Origin of the sequence: Mesorhizobium tamadayense (assembly GCF_003863365.1) — a bacterium.
Taxonomy (GTDB): Bacteria; Pseudomonadota; Alphaproteobacteria; order Rhizobiales; family Rhizobiaceae; genus Mesorhizobium; species Mesorhizobium tamadayense.
The window spans coordinates 18,707-40,511 of record NZ_RQXT01000060.1 but is presented as its reverse complement, the minus strand read 5'-3'; the positions used below and the strand labels follow the sequence as shown (position 1 = coordinate 40,511).

The window sequence follows — 21,805 nt, the reverse complement described above, 5'->3', positions numbered from 1 at the left end:
CCCTTGAGGGGGAGATGGCCGGCAGGCAAGAGGGGGTCGGTCCGACTGGGCTCGGCTTGCTTGTGCAGATGAGGTTGGCGTCCTGTGCGCGGCGACCCCTCTGTCGCCTTCGGCGAGATCTCCCCCTCAAGGGGGGAGATTTGGCGCGGCCAGAGCGGGGCGCGAAGGATCGCTACCGCCACTTGCTACCTGCCCAGCACCAGCGCCCAGTAGCGCAGGCTGGGGGGTCGCGGCCGTCGCGCACGTAAGCCAGCCCGAAGCGGCTGAAGTCCGGATCGAGCATGTTGCGGCGGTGGCCGTCCGAATGCATCCAGATATCGAACAGTTTTTCGAGGTCAAAGCGTCCCTCGGCGATGTTCTCGCCCGCGGCGCCGTGTACTGCGTTGTCCTTCATGCGCGAGGCAAAATCCTTGCCCCAGCCGGTCGTGTGGCTCATGCGGGCGCGCGACGCCATATAGCCGGCCTGCTGCAGCGCCGCCTGCTCCAGTTGTGTATCCGGGATCAGCGCAGGCAGGCCGGCGGATGTGCGGATTGTGCTCAATGTGCCCGTGGCGGAGGATGACACGCCGGCGCCTTCGCCGGTCGGCAGCGAAACGCTGCCGCAGGCGGCGATGCCGCCGAGCGCTACCAGGCCGGCGGCCCTGAGCAGTGTGCGTCTGTTGAGATTGAGCAAGGGAGAATCGACGGTCAGGTTGGCCATGCGGCCTCTTGATACCGCAGAACATGGCTTTTGCCGGGCAAGGAGATGATGGAACGCAATGCGATCCATGCGGCGACAGCCCTTGGCAAATGCGTTATATTGCCACAGGTACAAGTGGCAGCCATGGGCGGCCACCCAGGCAGTGACCGCCCAGTACAGCGCCGTGCGCCCGGATGCAAACGACGCTGTAAAACTTTGGTTTGGCGCATGATCGAAAGCCGGTTCGCGGTTTTCGGGGGTCATGCGCGAAAAAACGGAGGACGGTAATGGCCGGTTTTCATGTCATGGCGGACGCGCGGGGGATGCATGTGCAGCCCAAGGTGCGCCACATCACCACATCGGATCTGTGGGATGCGTTGCGGCTCGGCGCCGAGGATTTCTGGGCCAAGCCCTCGCATTATGTGTTCCTCTGCCTGATCTATCCGGTCGTCGGTCTGATCCTGACGCGGTGGACGTCTGGCTCCAGCGCCATCCAACTCGTCTATCCGCTGATGTCGGGCTTCGCGCTGATCGGCCCCTTCGCGGCGATCGGTCTCTATGAGATCAGCCGCCGGCGCGAGCTCGGCATGGACAGCCACTGGCAACATGCGCTCGACGTGCGCCGTTCGCCGGCGCTGCCCTCGATCGCGGTGATCGGCATCCTGCTCTTCGCGCTCTTCCTTCTGTGGCTGTTCACCGCGCAGTCGATCTACACCAGCCTGTTCGGCGCCCAGCCGCCGGCCTCGGTCGGCGCCTTCCTGCGTGACGTGCTGACGACCAGCAAGGGCTGGACGCTCATCCTGCTCGGCAATGCCGCCGGCTTCGTCTTCGCGGTGATCGTGCTGGCCACCACAGTCATTGCCTTCCCGCTGCTGCTCGACCGCGATGTCGGCGCCGTCTCGGCGATCGAGACCTCGGCGCGCGCGGTGATGGCCAATCCGCTGCAGATGGCGCTCTGGGGCTTGACCGTCGCGGTGCTGCTGGTGATCGGCTCGATCCCGCTGTTTGCCGGCCTTGCAGTGGTCATGCCGATCCTCGGCCACTCGACCTGGCATCTCTACCGCAAGGTGGTGGAGCCCGAGCAGATCCGGCCAGCCCGCCGGCCGATGTGAGCAGCCCCGCGAAGGGCGCAACTACCTTTGGGCTTCGGTTGCCATTTTGACGGCGAGCGCCGTCAGCACCGTGCCCATCATCCAGCGCTGGACGACCAGCCAGAACGGCCGTCCGGCAAGGAACGTGGCGATCGAGCCGGCTGTCACCGCGATCATGGCGTTGACGGTGAGGCTGATCGAGATCTGCGTGACGCCCAGAACCAGAAGCTGCGAGAGCACATGGCCCTTGGCCGGGTTGATGAACTGCGGCAGCAGCGACAGATAGAGCACCGCCACTTTCGGGTTGAGCAGGTTGGTCATCAGCCCCATGGCGAACAGCTTGCGCGGCCTGTCCCTCGGCAGCTCGCGCACCTGGAAGGGCGAGCGCCCGCCGGGCCTCAGCGCCTGCCAGGCGAGCCACAGCAAGTAAAGCGCGCCGGCGAAGCGCAGCGCGTCATAGGCGAAGGGGACGGCAAGCAAGAGCGCCGTGATGCCGAAAGCGGCCGACAGCACATAGAACAGGAAGCCCAGCGCCACGCCGCCCAGCGAGATCAGTCCGGCCCTCGGCCCTTGCGACAGCGAGCGCGAGATCAAGTAGATCATGTTTGGCCCCGGTGTGAGCACCATGCCGAGGCAGATCAGCGCGAAGGTCAGATGATTGGCGGCGTCGGGCATGGCTTGATCTCCAGCGCCTGCGGCACGGACGGTCCGATGCCGGCGAGCATCCGACATGTGCCTTGTGCCGCGAACGCGCACAAGGGCTTGCCGGCGCCGGCCGTTGCGCCAGAGCGGCCAGATGCCCGCAGGTGGTGGGTAGTCTCGGCCTGCTTCCTTGGCCACGTCCATATGGACGTCGCTGCGCTGCGCAGCGCCAAACGGAGGATGTCGTCTCCAGGCGTTGGTAGCCTTCTACTCACCGACGACCGAGGCCGCCGGACGAGGCGAGGTTATAGGATCGGCATGACGAAGGACGATCTTCCATGCGCCTTCCTCCCGCCGAAATATAGTGGTTGTTCGAAGTGCAATCGGCACCAGCTTGTCGCTGCCGCCGACCTTGGATCGGACCCGCTCGATTTCAATGATGTAACCCAAATCCGTCGTTGCGTACTCGGAAATGCGCTCAAAGCCGATAACCTCTCCGTCCCGGTAGTTGGTAGCGGCACGGTCCATCGTTTCGGCAGCTTTCCTCCATCCTTTGGCCGGCGGGCCGAACGGATTGGCGATGACGACGTCATCCCGTTGTGAATAGAGACTTTTCAAAGGCTCGGGATCGCCCTTGACGAAGGCATCCACGGCTAAATGATCCTGCTCAATGAGTTTCGCGAGGTCGGACAACATCTCAGTATCCTCAGATGATGGGGAAAGAGGATACTATCCGAAAACCAGCCCCTAATCCTGCCTTTTCGCCTCTTGGCGCGCCAGCATCCGTTGATGTGCCTTACCCCACCACGCGCAAATTCGACAACTCGTTCGCAATCTCCTTGAAATTGTCGGAGAGCTTCGCGCCGGTAGCGTTCCAGAACAGCTTGGCCGGCTTGCTGGGGTCGGTCGGATCCTTGCGGAAGCGGGAGTCGGACGAGCAGGTCTTCAGCGCCTCCATCGCCTTCTTGTCGCCGGCGTCGGTCGAGGACATGTCGAGCGCAACCGTCATCACCATGATGTTGGCCGCCTTGGCGTTGTCGCAGAGCTTGGCCATCTGCTCGTTGAGGGCGCTGGTGTAGTTGCTCGAGGAATAGTTGAACTGGCCGATGGCGCTGGACGTGCCGCCGAACAGGCGGGTGACCGAGGTGCCGTTGTAGCCGACGCCGGTATAGCCGTAGGCCGCGTAGGTCGACTTGTTGCCGGCCGGGTCGGAGCTCACCGTCGAATAGGTGTTCTCGCCGTCGGTGAGCACGATGACGACCTTGTCGTTGCCGCGCTCGGTCTCCGGCCGTCCCTCGGTGAAGGGCTCCGTGCTGGAAACGGTGCGCCAGCCCCAGGCCTTGCCTTCCGGCACGTTGGTGTTGCCGTTGGGCTGCATCAGGTCGATCGCTGCTTTGACGGCTGCCAGCCCATCGGCATTGGTGACGTCGGTGAGCGGCGTGATCGGCGTCGTTGTGCAACTGTAGTTCGGGCCTGCCCCAGCGCTGAGCACCGGCGCGTTGATCGGCCGCGGCTGGAAATATTTGGCCATGTTGGATTGTCGCGTCTTGCCGGTAGTGCTCGACGGATCGTCGTTCCACCAGCTGTTGGCGGCGCCATAGGTCGTCGGATTCGGCTCAAGGGGATTCTGCGTCACCTTCCAGTGGTTGCCAGGCTCGTCCGGCGCGAACATGGTGGCGGCATCGCCGACACCGATGCCGGTGTTGTTCGGGCCGCCGGACGCCGGCGTGTCGTCGACATTGTAGGGGTATGGCCGGACCTCCACGCATCCCTGCCAGCTGGCGAAGGGCCCGTAAGTGTCGTTGTAGTCATATTCCGTATGGCTGTACGAGCATGTGTGGTTCGAGCGATATGTGTCGCAGACCGTGCGCGCGCTACCGACGATGCGCTCGTGGCTGGTGACCACCTTCATGTCGCGATAGAGCTCGAAGCGGGTCAGGGTCTGGCCTTCCTCTGTGCCCCAGCCGGCGCCCTTCTTGTACCAGATGCCATTGATCTTCTGCGCGTATTTGTCGGAGGCGCTGAGTGTCGACCAGTCGAAATTCTCGTTGGCTATCGGCGACAGCCCGTAGGTGTCCATCCATGAAGCGTTGTCGTTGCCCGGCCCGACATTGACCGAGGCGGCGAAGGGCACAAGGCTGAACTGGACCGGCTTGTCGATCTGCTTGATCTGTGCCGCCTGCTGCGCCAGCGTGTCGACGAGCTGCTTGGCGGCCTGCTTGAGCAGGTCGATGCGCTTCTGCCCCGAGCCGGATCCCTTTGTGCTCATCGAGCCCGAATTGTCGAGCACCATTGCAACTTCCAGCGTGTTCTTCAGCCGCACATGCGAGCACGGCGCGAGCGTGATCGGCTTGTTCGCGTCGCCTTCGGACGCGCCGTTGAGCAGGGCCGTCACCGGATGGAAATAGGGGTGGTAGTGGAGTGTCGCGCACAACGTCACCAGGCCGCCGCCGGCCTGGCTGCTGGGCAGCGTGACGTCAAGCGAGATATCGGCCGGGGCAATGTTGTTGAGGTTGGCGTTGAAGAAGTCGACCGCATAGGCCTTGATCTGGTCGTCGGTGGCGCCTTCCGCCAACCGCCTCGCGGCGGCAAAGTTCGCGGCGTCGAGCGCATTCAGCACCATCTGCTTTTGGCGGTTGAGTTCCGTGAAATCGACAGCCACTGCCAAGGCACCCATCAGGGGCACCATGGCGATCGCCGTCACGAGGGCATAATTGCCGCGCCGGTCGCGGCAAATTCGACGCCAGAATTCGCGCATCTTTGGCAAACGGCCCCTCTTTTGGATTAGCTGACGATGCGCAGGTTCGACAATTCGTCGGCGATTTCTTTTTTGACTTCCTCCATTTCATCGCTTCGGGTATTCCAGAACAGTTTCTTGCCGGAGGTGAAACGTGATTCCGAGGCGCAGTCTTTCAACGCCTGGATCTGCTTTTTTTCCGTCGTGTCGTTCTCATTCAAATCGAGAGCAATAGTCATGACTATGAGATTATGGTCGACAGCATTCTGGCAGACGGTGGAAACGCTCTTGCTGTCTCGAACGAAGTGCTGGTTCATCGCGGCTGTATAGCTGCTGTTGTCATAAGAGACGGAACCGGTTGTGCCCTTGAATATTCGTTTCACCCCGGGTTGGCCGTCGTAGTCAGTGCTGGCGTAACCGTAAGCAGAGTAGGTCGACTGGTTGCTTGCGTCGTCGCTTAGTCTGAGAGAGCCGGGTGTGTAGTAAGTGTTGGCGCCGTCGGTGAGGACGATAATAACCTTGTCATTACCTCGCTCAGCTTCGGAACGTCCCTTGGTGAACGGTGGACTGCTCGAAAGAACCCTCCAGCCCCAAGCCATGGCCTCTGGTACATTGGTTGCGCCGTTCGCGACCATGCTGACGATCGCCGTCTTCAGCGCGTCCCGCTGGGCGTCGACGGTAACGTCGGTCAGCGGCGTTATTGGCGTTGTCGTGCAGCTGTAATTGGGACCTTTTCCAGAGGGCGTGGATTTATTGGCAGGGCGAAGCTTGAAGTATTTCGTCATGTTCATTTGACGAGCCTTGGCCGCGCCCGTTTGGCTGGTGTCGTCGTTCCACCAACTGTTAGGAGCGTTGAACAAATTCAACTGATTGCTGGCGATGGCTGACGTTGTCCATGCCTCTCCCGCTTCGTCGGGCGCGAACATAGGCACGAACAGGGTTGCAGGGTTACCGGCGTTCGGCTGCGTGTCGTCGATATTGCAAGGGTAAGGCCGGGACTCGATGCAGCCACCCCATTTGGTTAAAGGTGCAGTGGTGGTGCTGTTGATCCTATACTTGGTCTGCTCGAACAAGGTGAATCGGGTGAGCGGCTGATCTTTCTGAGTTCCCCAATTGTTCCCGCGAGCGATCCACATACCGTTTAGTGATTGGACACATTTGTCCGAAGCGTCCGAGCACGTGCTCGTGGTAGTTTGAGGAAACGATTTCCAGTTGAAATTTTCGTGGTGGATCGGCGAGAGGCCTTGCAAATCCAGCCAGTCGGCTCGTTTCGTCGGATCATAATAATAGTCCGGCCCGACATTGACTGAGGCTGCGAACGGGACCAGCGCGAACTGCACCGGCTCGTTGAGCTGGGAAATCGTCCTCGCCTGCGCTGCGACAAGGTCGATGAGTCCTTTGGCGAAATCCTTTAACACTGTCAGCCGTTTCTTGCTGGTCCCGAACCCGGTCTCGTCCATCGAGCCCGAATTATCCAGCACCAGCGCCACTTCCAGCGTGTTCTTGAGGCGGACTTCCGAGCACGCCGTGAAGTTAGTGTCGCTGGCCGTCTTGCCGATGAGCATCGCGGCGGCCGGCAGGAAATAGGGATGATAGTGGAGGTGGGCGCAAAGCTTCAGCGTGCCGCCGCTGTTGGGCAAGGTGACGTTCAGCAGCGTGTCGGCCGGACTGACGTGAGTCAGATTGGCTTCGAAGAAGTTTTTCGCAAAGGCCTTGGTGTCGGTGTCGCTTGCGCCCGACACGATCTGCTGCGCCGCCGCTATGCCGGCCGCATCCAGCGCGTTCAGCGTTTCCTGCTTCTCCCGCACCAGTTCGGTATAGTCGACGGCGAGCGCCACGGCGCCCATCAGCGGCACCATCGTGATAACCGTCAGCAGGGCAAAGTTACCCCGTCTGTCGCCCAGAAATCGTCGGACCATTGCGCCTAGCCACCGCTAAAGACCTATGTTGACGTACGACCAAGGTCGTAATTGAGCTGCAACCATGGTCATAAATCGTTAAATTTCGGCTTGCGCGAAGGCATCAAGAGCGCATCGCCTTTTGATGGCCCGTTAACCCTGTCCTCGCGAACGGGCGACGCCGCGCCCTTCCGGCAGCTTCACGGCGATGGCGAAAGCTGGTGACAGGATGGAGCGGTTCGGTTATGCGGGACCGGTCCGCGGCGGCCCCGGAATTGAAGGATGGCGGCCGCGGCTTTGCCAGGGATCAGGATCAGGAAACGGCATGGCGGATTCGCCCGACATCATCGCTTCGCTCGCCGATCTGACAGGAAGCTACGCGGCCATTCTGTGCGACGTTTGGGGCGTGGTGCACAACGGCGAATGGCACTTTCCCGTCGCCGCGGAGGCGCTGGCGCGGGCGCGCGCCGCAAAAGTGCCGGTGGTGCTGATCACCAATTCGCCGCGCCGCAGCGCCGACGTCGTCGCGCAGATGAACATAATCGGCGTGCCCGCCGATGCCTATGACCGCGTCGTCACCTCGGGCGACGTCACGCGCGACCTCATCGCCGAAGGTCCAGGCAAGATCTTCCATATCGGGCCTGATCGCGACGTCACCCTCTATGACGGCCTGGGCATCGAGCTGGTGGAGGAGTTCGAAGCCTCCGGCATCGTCTGCACCGGGCTCTATGACGACGAGGTCGAGAAGCCCGCAGACTATGCGGAGCTGCTGCAGCGGCTACGTGCCCGCAACCTGCCTTTCATCTGCGCCAACCCCGACATCCTGGTCGAGCGCGGCGAGCGCACCATCTGGTGCGCCGGCGCGCTCGCGCGCGACTATGCGCAGCTCGGCGGCCGCACGCTGATCGCCGGCAAGCCTTTCGCGCCGATCTACAACCTCGCCATGAAGGAGGTCGCCGGCCTGCTCGGCCACGCGGTCGAGCGCCCGGCGGTGCTCGCCATTGGCGACGGCATGATGACCGACGTCAAGGGCGCCGCCGACAACGGCTTCGACGTGCTCTATGTCTCCGGCGGCATCCATGCGCGCGACTATGGCGACCCGCTGCGGCCCGATCCCGAAAGGCTGGCGGGGTTCCTCGCCAAGCACGGCTATCGGCCGGTCGCCGTCATCCCGCGGCTGCAATAGGCTGGTAGCGTGGCCATGACGGGCGCTCTGACATGACGCAAGCTTTCGAACGCATTTCGGCAGTCTCGCCGTTGCCTGCCCATCTGCGCGGTGGCGTCGTGGCGATCGGCAATTTCGACGGCGTCCACCGCGGCCACCTCTCGGTGCTGGAGAGGGCGCTGGCCGAGGCCAGCCGCCGCGGCGTACCGGCCCTGGTGCTCACCTTCGAGCCGCATCCGCGCAAGGTGTTCAGGCCGGAGGTGCCGCTGTTCGTGCTGACGCCGCCGCCGATGAAGGCCCGGCTTCTGGCCAAGCTCGGCTTCGCCGCCATGGTCGAGCAGCCGTTCACGCGCGACTTCGCCGCGCTCTCGGCCGAGGCTTTCGTGACCGACGTGCTGGAGAGGAACCTCGGTATCAGCCATACCGTCACCGGCTTCGACTTCCATTTCGGCAAGGACCGCCAGGGCGGCCCAGCCTTCCTGATGGCGGCCGGCGAGCGCCACGGCTTCGGCGTCACGCTGGTCGACGCCTTCCGCGACGAGGGCGCCGAGGTGGTCTCGTCGAGCCGTATCCGCGCGCTGCTTTGCGACGGCAAGGTCGAGGAGGCCGCCGGCCTGCTCGGCTACCGCTTCACCGTCGAGAGCGAGGTGATCGGCGGCCAGCGGCTCGGCCGCACGCTCGGCTTCCCAACGGCCAATATGAGGCTTTCGCCGGAAGCCACTCTGAAGGAAGGCATTTACGCCGTCCGCTTTCGCCGCGCCGACGGCACGCTTCACGGTGGCGTCGCCAGCTTCGGCCGCCGCCCGACCGTCGACGACAACGGCGTGCCGCTGCTCGAAACTTATGTCTTCGACTTCTCCGGCGATCTCTACGGCGAGACCTGCCAGGTGTCGTTCTTCGGCTACCTGCGCCCCGAGCTGAAGTTCGACGGGCTCGATGCGCTGGTGGCGCAAATGAAGCGGGACGAGGCCGAGGCTAGGGCGCTGCTCGGCGGGGTCAGGCCGCTTTCAGAGTTGGACGTCGCGATCTGTTTTTGAGGGGTTCGCTGGAACCGACCATGTCGTTGGCCGTAGCGATCCTTCCCACCCCCCTCTGTCCTGCCGGATGTCCGGCAGGACAGAGGGGGGTGCTGTCCCGCCAGCGTCAAAAGGCTGTGCCCAAGAACTACCGCTTCAGCGCCAGTCCGATGGCAATAAAACTCCAGCCCTGGAAGATCAGGTCGATGGCCAGGAACATGCCGAGCACCCACAGGCTGTTGACCGGCCAGCCCATGGCGATGATCAGACCAAACAGGATGGTGATGGTGGCGGCCGCGAGCAGCCATCCCCAGCCTTGCTCCGGCCGGTGATCGAAGGCGACCCAGGCCCGCAGCAATCCGGAAGCGACGAGGGCGACAGCCAGGAGCAACGTCAACACCGCCGAGGCCAGCGCCGGGTTGTCGAAGGCGAAGAAGCCGGCGATGGCGTAGAGCAGGCCGCTCGCCAGCCAGTAGAAGAAGCGCCCCCAGGTCTTGACGCCGAAGGCGTGGATGATCTCGATGGCGCCGGCCATCAGCATCAGCCAGCCGACGACATAGACCGAGGCGACGGTGGCGATGAACAGATTGCCGAAGGCGATGCCGCCGAAAATCAAGAGCAGCACGCCGAGAGCCACGAACCATCCCCATTTGTCGCGCGTCCGTCCGATCGCGTCGTTCAGGGCATCGCCTTGGAAGGTCATGGTCTCGTCTCCCTCAAAGGTCGCCGGATGCGACGTGTGCACCGGACGAGGTTCTTTCCCAGAAACAGCGGGGCGAGGGTAACGCCGATGGCTCTGCCCGTCCAGCGAGCAGCCCGCTATGGACACACCCCAGCACGAGCGATCCGCCTGCAAGACGTCCGCTTCTTGACCCGGAGCCGACATCCGTCTTCTGTGGCGCGAACGGCAGCTTCGCGCCTGACGTCAGGCATTACCGCGGACTTCTCCATTCGCCGAAAGCGGACATTGCAGGGATTACGCTGAGGTTGCACCAGAAACGGGCATTGGAGCTTAGTCGCTCCCTCTGCATGCTGCCTCAACGCCAGAAGCGCCTTGTGTTGACAAAGACGTCGTGTGCTTCCGCGGCGTCCTTGAGAAGCTTGGACTTGTCGTCGGCGCTGAAGAGATCCTTCGCACCAGCCACGTCAGAAAGCTCCAATGCTGCCAGCATATCGGGGGCGGTGGCCATATCGTTGAGGCTGCCGAGGTGATCCTGCAGGCTCTTCATCGCCTCGATGAACCGCCGATGGCGTTTGGCTTCCGCCTTGCTGTTGTAAAGCGGCTCGAAGAACTCGGCCGCGTAGCGCAGTTTCTTCGCGGCGATCCGCACTTTATGGCGGGTCTCGTCATCGGCGTCGATGAGATTGCTGCCGCCTTTCGCCACCTTTTTCCAAAGTTTATCAAGTACATCCGAGGCGAAATCCCTTGACGACTGTTCGTGCAACATTTCGTCCGATTGGGTTCGCCATTCCCTTATGGAAATCCACTCGGTCACATCGATCATCAAGGAGCGGGCGCGTATTGAGGAGAACGATGCTTCGACCGCTGCATAGGCGTCGTCGCGCGCTTCTTGAAGACGGCTTGAAAGAGCCCTGCTGGAAGCGCGATCGATCATCACGTCGATATTGCGTGCATCGCCAAGTTCCGAGGCGAGCCATTTCAATTCTTCTCGCAGGTAGTCAAAACGGCTATCGTCGAATAACGACTTGCAGATCGAGCACAGAGAGCGCAGCCGTCGCAGCGACACGCGAGCCTGGTGCAAGGAGTCGGCATCGCGCGACCAGCCCAGCGCCGTCTCATTGAGACGAAACTGTTTGAGACAGGCCGCCGCGATGCGCGCGAAAGCCGTTGCCGCGCTCATCTCGGAAGTGAGCGGGGTCGCAGCCGATTTCACAGCGCCCTGTACCGAGCCAAGCAGACGATAGCCCCGTTCCGCTTTGCTCAGCACCCCGAGATGCGCCGGCGTGATCAGGTCGACTTTCCGAGCGAGCGCAAACAGTGCTGCCGGCGAGCCCGCCTTCTTTTCCAACTCGATCTCGCAGAGCGGCGCCTCGCGATCGGCTGCGACGACCTTGCCAAGATCCAGAGCGACTTCGATCGTGGCGTCGCCATCCAACACATTCCAAGAATGCCGTTTGATATGAACCTCGAACAAGGGCGCGAGCTTTGGGGCATCCCCTGCAAGCAGGTCTCGGACCTGCGGATCATCAAGTATCGGTATATCGCCGGCGACCGGGCGCTCCCATTCCTCGCGTGTGAACGATCCGGCCGCGGCGCCATCGCCGGCTTTGAGGGTTTGGATCCTTTCATTTCCCGATTGCCGAATGCGAAGCGATAGGCCGCGCTTGGACAAATCCCATCCGTGGGTATCGAAATAGATGGATCTCTGCTGAAGAATGGTGGGCGAAGACCCGAACGGATTTTTCTTGAGGAGCGATCCCGCACCCGACCGCGAAAGCTCGAGCTTCAGTTCCGTTTCCTGCATGACGTCCTCGCGTCGTGTCGCTCCACAGTAATCGAAGGGAACCCACCCACATGGTGCGTCTAAGAGCTGTCACAGACAACCGCGTGGCCGGACTTCAAGCCGGCAGGCGACGATGCGCGACCCGGAACCACTCTTCTCGGTCCTCGTTCATCCGATGATGCAAGAGAAGGACACAAGAGATGGCTACCAAAGAAAAAAAGAAGAAGGCGAGCCGGGTGGTGGAGGGGCAAGAGCTGGAGGTAGAGCATCTGACGGAAATTGCCGACGTCACGCCGAAACAGGCGCGCGCTTTGTTGCGGAAGCATGGTGCCGACTGGACCAAGCTTAAGGACGAAGCCGAAGATTTGAAGGAAGACTGAACCGTCGGCACGACTTCCCCATTTCCGAACGGCACTAACCGGCAGCTGGTTGCCGGCGTTGTGGCGAAAGCGCTTCCACCCTATGAGACAGCCGACCCAGCCGGAGCGCGCGCTGGCGCGTCTCTCATTGTAACGTGAATTTTGTTTCAGCTAACAATGGCGCTCTGCTAAACTTGCTAGCAGGGCGGGACGGAGTTTTCCAATGGATGCAACGGAATTACAGACGATCAGCGACACTCTGATGCGGATTGTGACGCCAGATATGACGCCGAAAAAACTATTGAAGGCGGCAAGGAAGGAACACCCGGACGCGTCAAAGAAAGACATCGCCCGCGCTGCGTTCTTTTCGATTATCGCTAACGCCGACCAGGACCACGGAAAGGTCAAAAACCTACAGGCATTCGCCATCGCAGGCCGAGTGAGCGGCGACGCTTAGTGAGGTGAGCCCTTGCGTCCTAATGATTGCCGATCACTCTGCAACTTATTGCGGACGGACCAAGAAACCTCGAAACAAGCGATATCACTCCGATGCGGTCGGGCGGACAAAAGCCGTCCGACCAAGACCGTTGCAATGCGCCCACAGACTAGGCACGACCTTCGGTCTCGGATGCCTGAGGCAATCAGGCAGCCTTCAAAACCTTCTCAAAGGCATCCTTGATCGGCTTGGACATGTCCTCGCCAGCTCTCATCATCGCGGCCTGGAGGCCTCTGGCCTGCTCGGCGGATTTTTCGATCTGCTTGTGAAGGAAAACGGTCTGCAGTTCGATGCACTCGGACAGCGACTTCGCGGCAACCAGTGCCTCAAGGTGCGTGAAGCCGGCTTCGGTATTGTCTCTGAGAGCCGCAATCATCGTCAGGGACACCTCGTTGCCGGTGGTCTTGGCCATTTCGAAGGTCGACTCAAGAGCCTTTTGTGTGGTTTCGGCGTCCGAACTCAATTTGGAAAACGCTTGCTTCGACTGCTCAACGCCCTGGTCGACAACAGCGCCAACTTGCTCGGTAGCTTTGGACGGGTCGAAGGCAGGGGATTCGACGTTTTCGATCGTTTCAGTCTTGCCGGGGAGCTTGGACATTATTCCATCCTTTTTTCCAGGGACGGCTCAAAACGACGCCGTCCCCATAATGTACGAAATCGTCGCAACGGATTTATGTAACCCACATGAATTTGCGTGCGACACCGAATGTCCCGTTGCGAACCCACACCGGTCGTCAGAAAACTGGTAGCGAACGTCCGCTTCCTGGCGCATTCCGGACGTCTTGAGTTCGCGACAAGGCGAGCCATTGAAAGCCATTGAATTAGGTGGGACTCAAGCAGTCCAGGCCGCTCCTGATATTACAGATTTTAAGTCAAATTTTACCGAACTCGCGCCATGGCTTGAGCTTGGCTTGAGCGCAGCCGGGTGTTCCTTCCGGTGTGTTTCGCGTAAGGGGTGACGATGCGTATTGCCGCAACGATTCCGTTGGTTCTCGCCTTTGGCCTGATGGCCGTCTCCGCCGCCCGGGCCGGCGAGGGGAGCTGGATTTCCGGCGACTGGTACCTGACGCTAGGCGCCACCGGCCTGGTTGCCCCGAATTTCGAGGGCGGCAAGAAATACATGATCAGCGCCCAGCCGATCATCTCGCTCGGCAAGGCCGGGCCGGAGGCGCGCTTCATCTCGCGCAACGACAACATCTCGCTGGCGCTGATCGACGACGGCAGCGTGCGCGCCGGCCTCACCGGCAAGCTCCTGTTCTCGCGCGACAGCAAGGATGAACTGAAAGGGCTCGACCCGGTACGCTGGGGCGGCGAGGCCGGCGGCTTCTTCGAATTCTATCCGCTGGATTGGGTAAGGGCGCGGGCGGAACTTAGGCATGGCATTCGGGCCCACAACGGCTTCGTCGCCGACATCGCGGCGGACGGCTTCTACGACATCACGCCGACGGTCCGCATCTCCGGCGGCCCGCGCGTGTCCTTCGCTTCGTCCGACTATTTCGACGCCTATTACGGCGTCAACGCCAAGGAAGCGGCGGCCTCGGGCCTCAGCGAATACCATCCGGGCGGCGGCCTGAAGTCGACCGGCCTCGGCGGCGCGATCACCTGGAAAGTGACCGAGCCGATGACGGCCAGCGTCTTCACCGAATATTCGCGCCTGATGGGCCCGGCGGCCGATTCCAGCCTGGTCAAGGAGCGCGGCGACCGCAACCAGTGGACCGTCGGCGTGTCGACCACCTACCGCTTCGATTTCTCGATGTAGGCAAGAAACCAGCGCTCTGCCTTGAAATCCGCGCTTTATTCCTGCCGCCGCATCCGCTAAAAGCCACGCCATGACGAGCTTTTCGCGCCTTCTCGCGATCGCGATACGAATTACGGGCCCGGTGTTCCGGGCGGCCTGAGCGCCGCTGGAACCGCCGGGAATTTTCGCGCGCGCCCCTCGCGCTTTTTCAGGACATCAACGCATATCGCCCAAAAGTGGGCTCCGGTTTTGGGAAACGATATGCGTCAATTAAGACTTCGACGCCCGAGCTCTTTTGCCAACGGGCAATGCACATGGCAGACCAATGACCGACACCCCTGTGACTGATACTGCTGAAACGATCGACTATTCCAAGACGCTTTACCTGCCGCAGACGGATTTCCCGATGCGCGCCGGCCTGCCCGAGAAGGAGCCGGCGCTGGTCCAGCGCTGGCAGGAGATGGAGCTTTACCGCAAGCTGCGTGAGGACGCCGCCAGCCGCGAGAAATTCGTGCTGCATGACGGCCCGCCCTACGCCAACGGCAACATCCATATCGGCCATGCGCTGAACAAGATCCTCAAGGACGTCATCAACCGCTCCTTCCAGATGCGCGGTTACGACGCCAATTACGTGCCGGGCTGGGACTGCCACGGCCTGCCGATCGAATGGAAGATCGAGGAGCAGTATCGCGCCAAGGGCAAGAACAAGGACGAGGTGCCGGTCAACGAGTTCCGCAGGGAATGCCGTGACTTCGCTCAGCACTGGATCAAGGTGCAGGGCTCGGAGTTCCAGCGCCTCGGCGTCATCGGCGATTTCGACAATCCCTACACGACGATGGCCTACCATGCCGAGGCGCGCATCGCCGGCGAGCTGTTGAAATTCGCCATGTCGGGCCAGCTCTATCGCGGCTCCAAGCCGGTGATGTGGAGCGTGGTCGAGCGCACCGCGCTTGCCGAGGCCGAGGTCGAATACCAGGACTATGAGAGCGATACGATCTGGGCGAAGTTCCCGGTGGCGAGCCTCGCCCAGCCGGTTGCCGGTCCGGATGCGGCGCCGGCACTGGATGAGGCGGCGCTCGATCTCGTCGAGGCGCATGTCGTCATCTGGACGACCACGCCCTGGACCATCCCCGGCAATCGCGCCGTCAGCTATTCGCCGCGCGTCGCCTACGGCCTCTACCAGGTCACAGCGGCCGAGAACGCCTTTGGCCCGCAGCCCGGCGAGAAGCTGATCTTCGCCGACGCGCTCGCCGAGGAATCCGCGGCCAAGGCCAAGGTCACCTTGAACAGGCTTCACAGCGTCTCGCCCGAACAGCTTGGAAGCCTTACGCTTTCGCATCCCTTCAAGGGCCTCGGCGGCGGCTACGAGTTCCCCGTGCCCATGGTCGCCGGCGAGCATGTCACCGACGATGCCGGCACCGGCTTCGTGCACACCGCGCCCAGCCACGGCCGCGAGGACTTCGACGCCTGGATGGACGCAGTTGCCGAGCTGCTCAAGCGCGGCGTCGACACTGCGATCCCGTTCCCGGTCGACGATGCCGGCTTCTTCACCAAGGACGCGCCGGGCTTCGGTCCGGACCGCGAGGGCGGGCCAGCGCGCGTCATCGACGACAACGGCAAGAAGGGCAATGCCAATCAGGCGGTCATCGAGGAGCTGATCAAGCGCAACGCGCTGTTCGCGCGCGGCCGGCTGAAGCACAGCTATCCGCATTCCTGGCGCTCGAAGAAGCCGGTCATCTTCCGCAACACACCGCAATGGTTCGTCTATATGGACAAGGAGCTCGGCGACGGCACGACGCTGCGCAGCCGCGCGCTGAAGGCGATCGACGACACCCGCTTCGTGCCCGCAGCGGGCCAGAACCGTATCCGCGCCATGATCGAGGAGCGCCCCGACTGGGTGCTGTCGCGCCAGCGCGCCTGGGGTGTGCCGATCGCCGTCTTCGCCGACGCCGACGGCAATGTGCTGAAGGACGAAGCCGTCAACCAGCGCATCATGGACGCCTTCGAGAAGGAGGGCGCCGACGCCTGGTTCGCGCCCGGCGCCAAGGAGCGCTTCCTCGGCAACCACGATGCCTCGAAATGGCACCAGGTGATGGACATCCTCGACGTCTGGTTCGATTCCGGCTCGACGCATGTCTTCACGCTGGAGGACCGTCCCGATCTCAAATGGCCGGCCGACGTCTATCTCGAAGGCTCAGACCAGCATCGCGGCTGGTTCCACTCCTCGCTGCTCGAAAGCTGCGGCACCAGGGGCAGGGCGCCCTACGACACGGTCATCACCCATGGCTTCACCATGGACGAGGAAGGCCGCAAGATGTCGAAGTCGCTCGGCAACACCGTCGTGCCGCAGGACGTCATCAAGCAGTCCGGCGCCGATATCCTCAGGCTCTGGGTGGTGACGACCGACTATTGGGAAGACCAGCGGCTCGGCAAGAACGTGCTGCAGACCAACATCGACGCCTACCGCAAGCTTAGGAACACCATCCGCTGGATGCTGGGCACGCTGGCCCATGATGATGGCGAGGACGTTCCGCTGGAGACGATGCCGGAGCTGGAGCGGCTGATGCTGCACCGGCTGTCCGAGCTCGACGAGGTGGTGCGCCAGGGCTACGATGCCTTCGAGTTCAAACGCATCACCCGCGCGCTGCTCGACTTCATGGTGGTCGAGCTCTCGGCCTTCTATTTCGACATCCGCAAGGACGCGCTCTACTGCGACGCGCCCTCCAGCCTGCGCCGCAAGGCGGCGGTGCAGGTCGTGCGCCACCTCTTCGAATGCCTGGTGAAGTGGCTGGCGCCGATGCTGCCCTTCACCATGGAGGAGGCCTGGCTCGAGCGTCACCCGGATGCCGTCTCGGTGCATCTCGACCAGTTCCCGGAAATCCCGGAAAACTGGAGGAACGAGGCGCTGGCCGAGAAATGGCGCAAGGTGCGGCAGGTGCGTCGCGTCGTCACCGGCGCGCTGGAGATCGCCCGCGCCGAGAAGCTGATCGGTTCCTCGCTGGAGGCCGTTCCGGTGGTGACCATCGACGATGCCGCGCTGGAAGCGGCGATCGCCGATGTCGACATGGCCGAGATGGCGATCACAAGCGACCTGGTCATCACGCACGGCAAGGCGCCGCAAGGCGCATTCACCCTGGATGACGTCAAGGGCGTGGCGGTCGTGGTCGAGAAGGCCGAGGATCGCGGTCTGGTCAAATGCGCGCGCTCCTGGCGCTACACGGCCGATGTCGGGCAGGACCCGGAATTCCCGGATGTCTCGGCCCGCGACGCCGCGGTGCTGCATGAGCTGAGGGCGCTCGGGCGTTTCTAGGTGCATGTCGCCCAAAAGTGTGCCGCGGTTTTGGGATAACGACATGCACCAGGCAAAAAGTGCATGTCGTCCAAAAGTGTGGAGCGGTTTTGGGCTAACGACATGCACCCATCAAATAAGTGCAAAAGTGCCACGCCGGGCGGCCCATATCCGGCCGCGCGTTGCCCTTAATAAGTGGTTGAGGTAAACACGCGACACTCCGGCAGACAAATTGTCGCCGGATTTTCATCGCAAGTGCGGGAATGACGGGGGCCGTGCCGTTGGCCGGTGGCGATCAGAGGCAAGCTAGAGTGGGACTTTTTGGCATGACCGGGAAAACTTATGCGCGCGCCGCGCTGCTGGCGCCGCTCGTGGCATCGGCCATCGCCATGTCCGGCTGTGTCGGTTCGCCGACCTACGGAACGGATAAGACCGCCGCCGAACAACTGGCGGATGACGTTTCCGGCGCCATCGCGATCACGCCGAAGCATCGCGATCCGATCGACTACAAGCCACGCCCCGATCTGGTGAAGCCGGCGCCGGGACAGAAGGAAGCGCTGCCGGCGCCGCAGGAGAGCATCCAGACGGCGAGCGCCGACTGGCCCGAATCGCCCGAGGCGCGCCGCGCCCGCATCCGCGCCGATGCGACAGCTCACCAGAATGATCCGAACTACCAGCCGGAGGCCGTCGAGGACGTGCAGACCGATCCGGTGGCTGTGAAGAAGGCGATGGCCGATTCAGCGTCCAGCCACCCGCCGCGCTGGTCGCCGGACGATTCCAGCGCGACGCGCACCGCCGAGATCCAGCGCCGCCTCGCCGAGCAGAAGCAGGGCAGCCCCAATGCCCGCAAATATCTGAGCGAGCCGCCGCTCGCCTATCGCGCTCCGGCCGGGACCGCGCCGCAGAACGAACTCGGCGAGGACGAGTACAAGAAGGAGCGCCGGCTCAAGGCGCAGGCGGAAGGCAAGAAGGGTGGCGGCTGGTTCGACTGGCTGGGCCTGTAAGCTTCCGCCGTCGTCGACCGCGCAGCGGCTCTACATTTCCCGCTTGTCCCGGAAAAAGTCCTTAAGGATGAGGGCCGCTTCGCTTTCGCCCAGCCCCGAATAGATGTCTGGCGTGTGGTGACAGGTGGGTGAGGCGAAGAAGCGCACGCCGTTGACCACCGCGCCGCCTTTTTCGTCGGCGGCGCCGAAATAAAGCCGCCGCAACCTGGCGAACGAGATGGCGCCGGCGCACATGGCGCAGGGTTCCAGCGTCACATAGAGGTCGTGACCGGTAAGCCGCTCGCTGGCGAGTTTCCGACAGGCTTCGCGGATCGCCAGCATCTCGGCATGCGCGGTCGGGTCGGCGAGCTCGCGCGTGCGGTTGCCGGCCTTCGCCACCACTATGTTGCCGTTGGCGATCACCGCGCCGACCGGCACTTCGCCGCGGCTTGCGGCCGCCTCGGCTTCCTCGAGCGCCAAAGCCATGAAATCCGGCCGCTTCACGCGCGTTCCATTCCGATTACTCCTCGCCACCCGACGGTGATCCTGTTATCTAGCGCGTGACCCTGAAAACCGGAATCGGTTTTTGCCGCGCAGCCGCATGCGCAAAATCAAGATGACACTGCCTGCGTTGCGCGTCCGAACGGGCGCATGCGCTGTAGCAGCCCAAGACGAGCAAGATCCATATGGACGACGATAAGAAATCACCACGACAAAAGGGACCGCGCAAAGGCGGATCGAAGCCGACGCCGCGCGGCGACAAGCCGTTCCGCAAGGGGCCGCGCTCCGAGGGCAAGCCCTTCGAGAAGCGCGATGGCGCGCGCAAGCCCTATACGCCAGGTGGCGATCGGCCGGTGGCCGCCGACGGCGAGAGGCCCCAGTTCAAGCGCGCCTACAAGCCGCGCGAAGCGGGCGAGGGCAACGAAGGCGGCGAGAGGCCGTTCCGCAAAGGACCGCGCCCCGAGGGCAAGCCGTTCGAGAAGCGCGATGGCGCGCGCAAACCCTATACGCCACGTGGCGATCGGCCGGTGGCTGCCGACGGGGAGCGCCGGGATTTCAAGCGGAGCTACAAGCCGCGTGAAGGGGGCGAGGGTGCCGAGCAAAAGCCGTTCCGCAAAGGCCCGCCGCGCGACGGCAAGCCATTCGAGAAGCGCGACGGCCGCAAACCCTACCGGCCGATGGCCGCTGAAGGCGAGCGCGGCGAAAGGCGCTTCGACCGTCCCAAGCGCGACTTCGCCGATCGTCCCAAACGTGATTTCGCGGAGCGGCCAAAGCGCGATTTCAGCGATCGTCCGCAGCGCGACGCCGCGCCCGGGCAGGGCGGCTTCAGGCCGCGCCCGCGTCCCTCGGAGGCAGCGCCGGAAGCCGGCGAGCGCATCGCCAAGCGGCTGGCGCGCGCCGGCATCGCCTCGCGCCGCGACGCCGAGGAACTGATCGCCGCCGGCCGCGTCAAGGTCAATGGCAAGGTGCTGTCGTCGCCGGCCTTCAATGTCATGCCGGACGACATTATCCATCTCGACGGAACGGAGATCCCGCCGATCGAGCGCACGCGGCTGTTCCTGTTCCACAAGCCGGCGGGGGTGGTCACCACCAACCGCGATCCGGAAGGCCGCAAGACCGTCTTCGACGTGCTGCCGGCCGACTTGCCGCGGCTGATGACCATCGGCCGCCTCGACATCAACACCGAAGGGTTGCTGCTGCTTACCAATGATGGCGGCCTGTCGCGGGTGCTTGAACTGCCGGCCACCGGCTGGCTGCGGCGCTACCGTGTGCGCGTCCACGGCAAGGTCGAGGAAAGCGCGCTCGCCGGTCTGCGCGAAGGCATCGCCGTCGACGGCGTCTTCTACGGTTCGATCGAAGCCTCGCTCGATCGCGAGCAGGGCAGTAACGCCTGGCTGACCATCGGCTTGCGCGAAGGCAAGAACCGCGAGGTCAAGAACATTCTTGGCGCGCTTGGGCTGGACGTGACGCGGCTGATCCGCATCTCCTACGGGCCGTTCCAGCTCGAGGACCTGCCCGAGGGTCATGTGCTGGAGATCAAGGGACGCGTGCTGCGCGACCAACTCGGCGAACGGCTGATCGAGGAGTCCGGCGCCAATTTCGATGCCGAGATCACAAAGCCCTTTTCCAACAAGCCGGTGCGCCGCACCGAACCGCGCCATGAGGAGGCCGATCAGCCGAAATTCTCGCGCGACGGCGATCGCCGGCCGATCGGCGAAGGCGGGCTGATCAAGGCCCGCAAGCGCCGCGAAGGCAGCCGCGACGAGGCGCTGAGCAAGCTTTCGACGAAGCCGGAAAGGGCTTTCGGCGAGCACGGCCCCAAGTCTGGCTTCGACAAATCCGAGCGCGGCTTCGGCAAGCCTTACCGCGACTTCGGCGGCAAGTCTGGCGGCAAGAAAGGCGAGCCCCGCCCGATCGAACCGCCCGGCCAGCGCAAGGCCAATGTCTGGATGGCGCCGGGCGCGCGCCCCATCGGCAAGGGCAGGGCGGAGGCCGACGCCGCGAAGGCCGCAGAGGCGAAAGCGCGCAAGGCATCGTTCAAGCCGGGCGGCAAGGGCAAGCCGTTCGGCAAACCAAGAGGCGATCGGCCCGAGGGAAGCCGCGGCGACGGGCCGCGCGGTCCGAAGGGTCCAAGGGGTGGCAATGCGGATCGTCGGCGGTGAGTTTCGCGGGCGTCCGCTGGCGACGCCCCGTTCGAATGCCATCCGCCCGACCACCGACCGCACCCGCGAGGCGGTGTTCAACGTGCTTGCGCATCGCTACGCAGAAAAGCTCGAAGGCGGCCGCGTGCTCGATCTCTTTGCCGGCACCGGCGCGCTCGGACTGGAAGCGCTGTCGCGCGGCGCCTCCTACTGCGTCTTCATCGAGGAGACGGCGGAAGGGCGTGGGCTGATCCGCGACAATGTCGAGGCCTTCGGGCTCACCGGCCGCACCAAGATCTTCCGCCGCGACGCCGCTCATCTCGGCGAGGCCGGGACGCTCTCGCCCTTCGGCCTGGTCTTCGCCGATCCACCCTATGGCAACGGCCTCGGCGAGTGCGCGCTGCGCTCGGCCAAGGCCGGCGGCTGGCTGCTGCCCGGCGCGCTCTGCGTGGTCGAGGAGGCGGCTTCCGCGGCGTTCGAGGCGGGCGAGGGATTCGCGGTGGTGGACGAGCGCGGCTATGGCGAGACGGTGATCCGGTTTATCGAGGTCGGGTGAGGGCGCACTTCCCTTCTCCCACAGGGGAGAAGGAAAGAGACCGCCTCGA

18 protein-coding genes and 1 pseudogene are annotated in these 21,805 nt (G+C 63.3%); 10 read left to right on the top strand and 9 right to left on the bottom strand.

The genetic code is table 11. The features are described from left to right. Positions 1-185: 185 nt before the first annotated feature. A pseudogene (locus EH240_RS31650) lies at positions 186-700 on the bottom strand (CAP domain-containing protein). Between the two features lie 266 nt (positions 701-966). Here EH240_RS31650 and EH240_RS31645 point away from each other — a divergent pair. Continuing rightward, complete coding sequence (locus EH240_RS31645) at positions 967-1,791, top strand: DUF2189 domain-containing protein (RefSeq protein WP_125005927.1); 825 nt, start codon at positions 967-969, stop codon at positions 1,789-1,791. A 21-nt stretch (positions 1,792-1,812) separates the two neighbouring features. Here the strand turns inward: EH240_RS31645 and EH240_RS31640 are convergent, their stop codons facing one another. The 4 genes from EH240_RS31640 to EH240_RS31625 all read right to left on the bottom strand — a co-directional run bounded on the left by EH240_RS31640 (position 1,813) and on the right by EH240_RS31625 (position 7,068). Next, positions 1,813-2,445 carry a LysE family translocator gene (locus EH240_RS31640; protein WP_125005925.1) on the bottom strand — a complete coding sequence of 211 codons (633 nt, stop codon included), beginning with the start codon at positions 2,443-2,445 and terminating at the stop codon, positions 1,813-1,815. A gap of 234 nt (positions 2,446-2,679) precedes the next feature. Beyond that, positions 2,680-3,108, bottom strand: a complete 429-nt coding sequence (locus tag EH240_RS31635; protein ID WP_125005923.1) for a YybH family protein — start codon at positions 3,106-3,108, stop codon at positions 2,680-2,682. Positions 3,109-3,208: 100 nt separating this feature from the next. Next, positions 3,209-5,170, bottom strand: a complete 1,962-nt coding sequence (locus tag EH240_RS31630) for a TadE/TadG family type IV pilus assembly protein (protein ID WP_167484250.1) — start codon at positions 5,168-5,170, stop codon at positions 3,209-3,211. A gap of 26 nt (positions 5,171-5,196) precedes the next feature. Next, on the bottom strand, positions 5,197-7,068 hold the full coding sequence (locus EH240_RS31625; RefSeq protein ID WP_125005921.1) for a TadE/TadG family type IV pilus assembly protein: 1,872 nt from the start codon (positions 7,066-7,068) through the stop codon (positions 5,197-5,199). 304 nt (positions 7,069-7,372) lie between these two features. Here EH240_RS31625 and EH240_RS31620 point away from each other — a divergent pair, with 304 nt between their 5' ends. Both EH240_RS31620 and EH240_RS31615 read left to right on the top strand, forming a co-directional pair. Continuing rightward, positions 7,373-8,233, top strand: coding sequence for a TIGR01459 family HAD-type hydrolase (locus EH240_RS31620; RefSeq protein ID WP_125005918.1), 861 nt, complete (start codon positions 7,373-7,375; stop codon positions 8,231-8,233). Positions 8,234-8,265: 32 nt separating this feature from the next. Next, complete coding sequence (locus tag EH240_RS31615; protein ID WP_125005916.1) at positions 8,266-9,249, top strand: bifunctional riboflavin kinase/FAD synthetase; 984 nt, start codon at positions 8,266-8,268, stop codon at positions 9,247-9,249. A gap of 127 nt (positions 9,250-9,376) precedes the next feature. On the opposite strand, the gene EH240_RS31610 is transcribed toward EH240_RS31615, so the two are convergent. Together EH240_RS31610 and EH240_RS31605 are read right to left on the bottom strand one after the other, a co-directional pair. Continuing rightward, positions 9,377-9,931: an HdeD family acid-resistance protein gene (locus EH240_RS31610; RefSeq protein WP_125005914.1), complete on the bottom strand. Its 555-nt coding sequence runs from the start codon at positions 9,929-9,931 to the stop codon at positions 9,377-9,379. Positions 9,932-10,265: 334 nt separating this feature from the next. Continuing rightward, on the bottom strand, positions 10,266-11,714 hold the full coding sequence (locus tag EH240_RS31605) for a CYTH and CHAD domain-containing protein (RefSeq protein WP_125005912.1): 1,449 nt from the start codon (positions 11,712-11,714) through the stop codon (positions 10,266-10,268). A gap of 179 nt (positions 11,715-11,893) precedes the next feature. Here EH240_RS31605 and EH240_RS31600 point away from each other — a divergent pair, with 179 nt between their 5' ends. Together EH240_RS31600 and EH240_RS31595 are read left to right on the top strand one after the other, a co-directional pair. Further along, positions 11,894-12,073, top strand: a complete 180-nt coding sequence (locus EH240_RS31600; protein WP_125005910.1) for a hypothetical protein — start codon at positions 11,894-11,896, stop codon at positions 12,071-12,073. A gap of 202 nt (positions 12,074-12,275) precedes the next feature. After that, the gene (locus EH240_RS31595) at positions 12,276-12,509 is read left to right on the top strand and encodes a hypothetical protein (RefSeq protein WP_125005908.1); all 234 of its coding nucleotides are present in this window, start codon (positions 12,276-12,278) and stop codon (positions 12,507-12,509) included. 184 nt (positions 12,510-12,693) lie between these two features. Here EH240_RS31595 and EH240_RS31590 read toward each other — a convergent pair whose 3' ends face one another. After that, positions 12,694-13,146, bottom strand: coding sequence for a phasin (locus EH240_RS31590; protein ID WP_125005906.1), 453 nt, complete (start codon positions 13,144-13,146; stop codon positions 12,694-12,696). Positions 13,147-13,509: 363 nt separating this feature from the next. Between EH240_RS31590 and EH240_RS31585 the strand changes: the two genes are divergently transcribed. From EH240_RS31585 to EH240_RS31575, 3 genes are all read left to right on the top strand, one after another. Continuing rightward, positions 13,510-14,307 carry a MipA/OmpV family protein gene (locus tag EH240_RS31585; RefSeq protein ID WP_125005904.1) on the top strand — a complete coding sequence of 266 codons (798 nt, stop codon included), beginning with the start codon at positions 13,510-13,512 and terminating at the stop codon, positions 14,305-14,307. 304 nt (positions 14,308-14,611) lie between these two features. Then, positions 14,612-17,596: an isoleucine--tRNA ligase gene (ileS, locus tag EH240_RS31580; RefSeq protein WP_206075354.1), complete on the top strand. Its 2,985-nt coding sequence runs from the start codon at positions 14,612-14,614 to the stop codon at positions 17,594-17,596. 305 nt (positions 17,597-17,901) lie between these two features. Further along, positions 17,902-18,579: a hypothetical protein gene (locus EH240_RS31575; protein ID WP_125005902.1), complete on the top strand. Its 678-nt coding sequence runs from the start codon at positions 17,902-17,904 to the stop codon at positions 18,577-18,579. Between the two features lie 30 nt (positions 18,580-18,609). Here EH240_RS31575 and EH240_RS31570 read toward each other — a convergent pair whose 3' ends face one another. After that, positions 18,610-19,062 (bottom strand): nucleoside deaminase, encoded by a 453-nt coding sequence (locus EH240_RS31570; RefSeq protein ID WP_125005900.1) that lies wholly within the window; start codon positions 19,060-19,062, stop codon positions 18,610-18,612. Between the two features lie 182 nt (positions 19,063-19,244). On the opposite strand from EH240_RS31570, the gene EH240_RS31565 reads away from it, so the two are divergent. Further along, positions 19,245-21,221 (top strand): pseudouridine synthase, encoded by a 1,977-nt coding sequence (locus EH240_RS31565; RefSeq protein ID WP_125005898.1) that lies wholly within the window; start codon positions 19,245-19,247, stop codon positions 21,219-21,221. After that, positions 21,202-21,756 carry a 16S rRNA (guanine(966)-N(2))-methyltransferase RsmD gene (gene rsmD, locus EH240_RS31560; protein ID WP_125005896.1) on the top strand — a complete coding sequence of 185 codons (555 nt, stop codon included), beginning with the start codon at positions 21,202-21,204 and terminating at the stop codon, positions 21,754-21,756. Before EH240_RS31565 ends, rsmD begins: the two co-directional genes overlap by 20 nt. Positions 21,757-21,805: the final 49 nt, after the last annotated feature.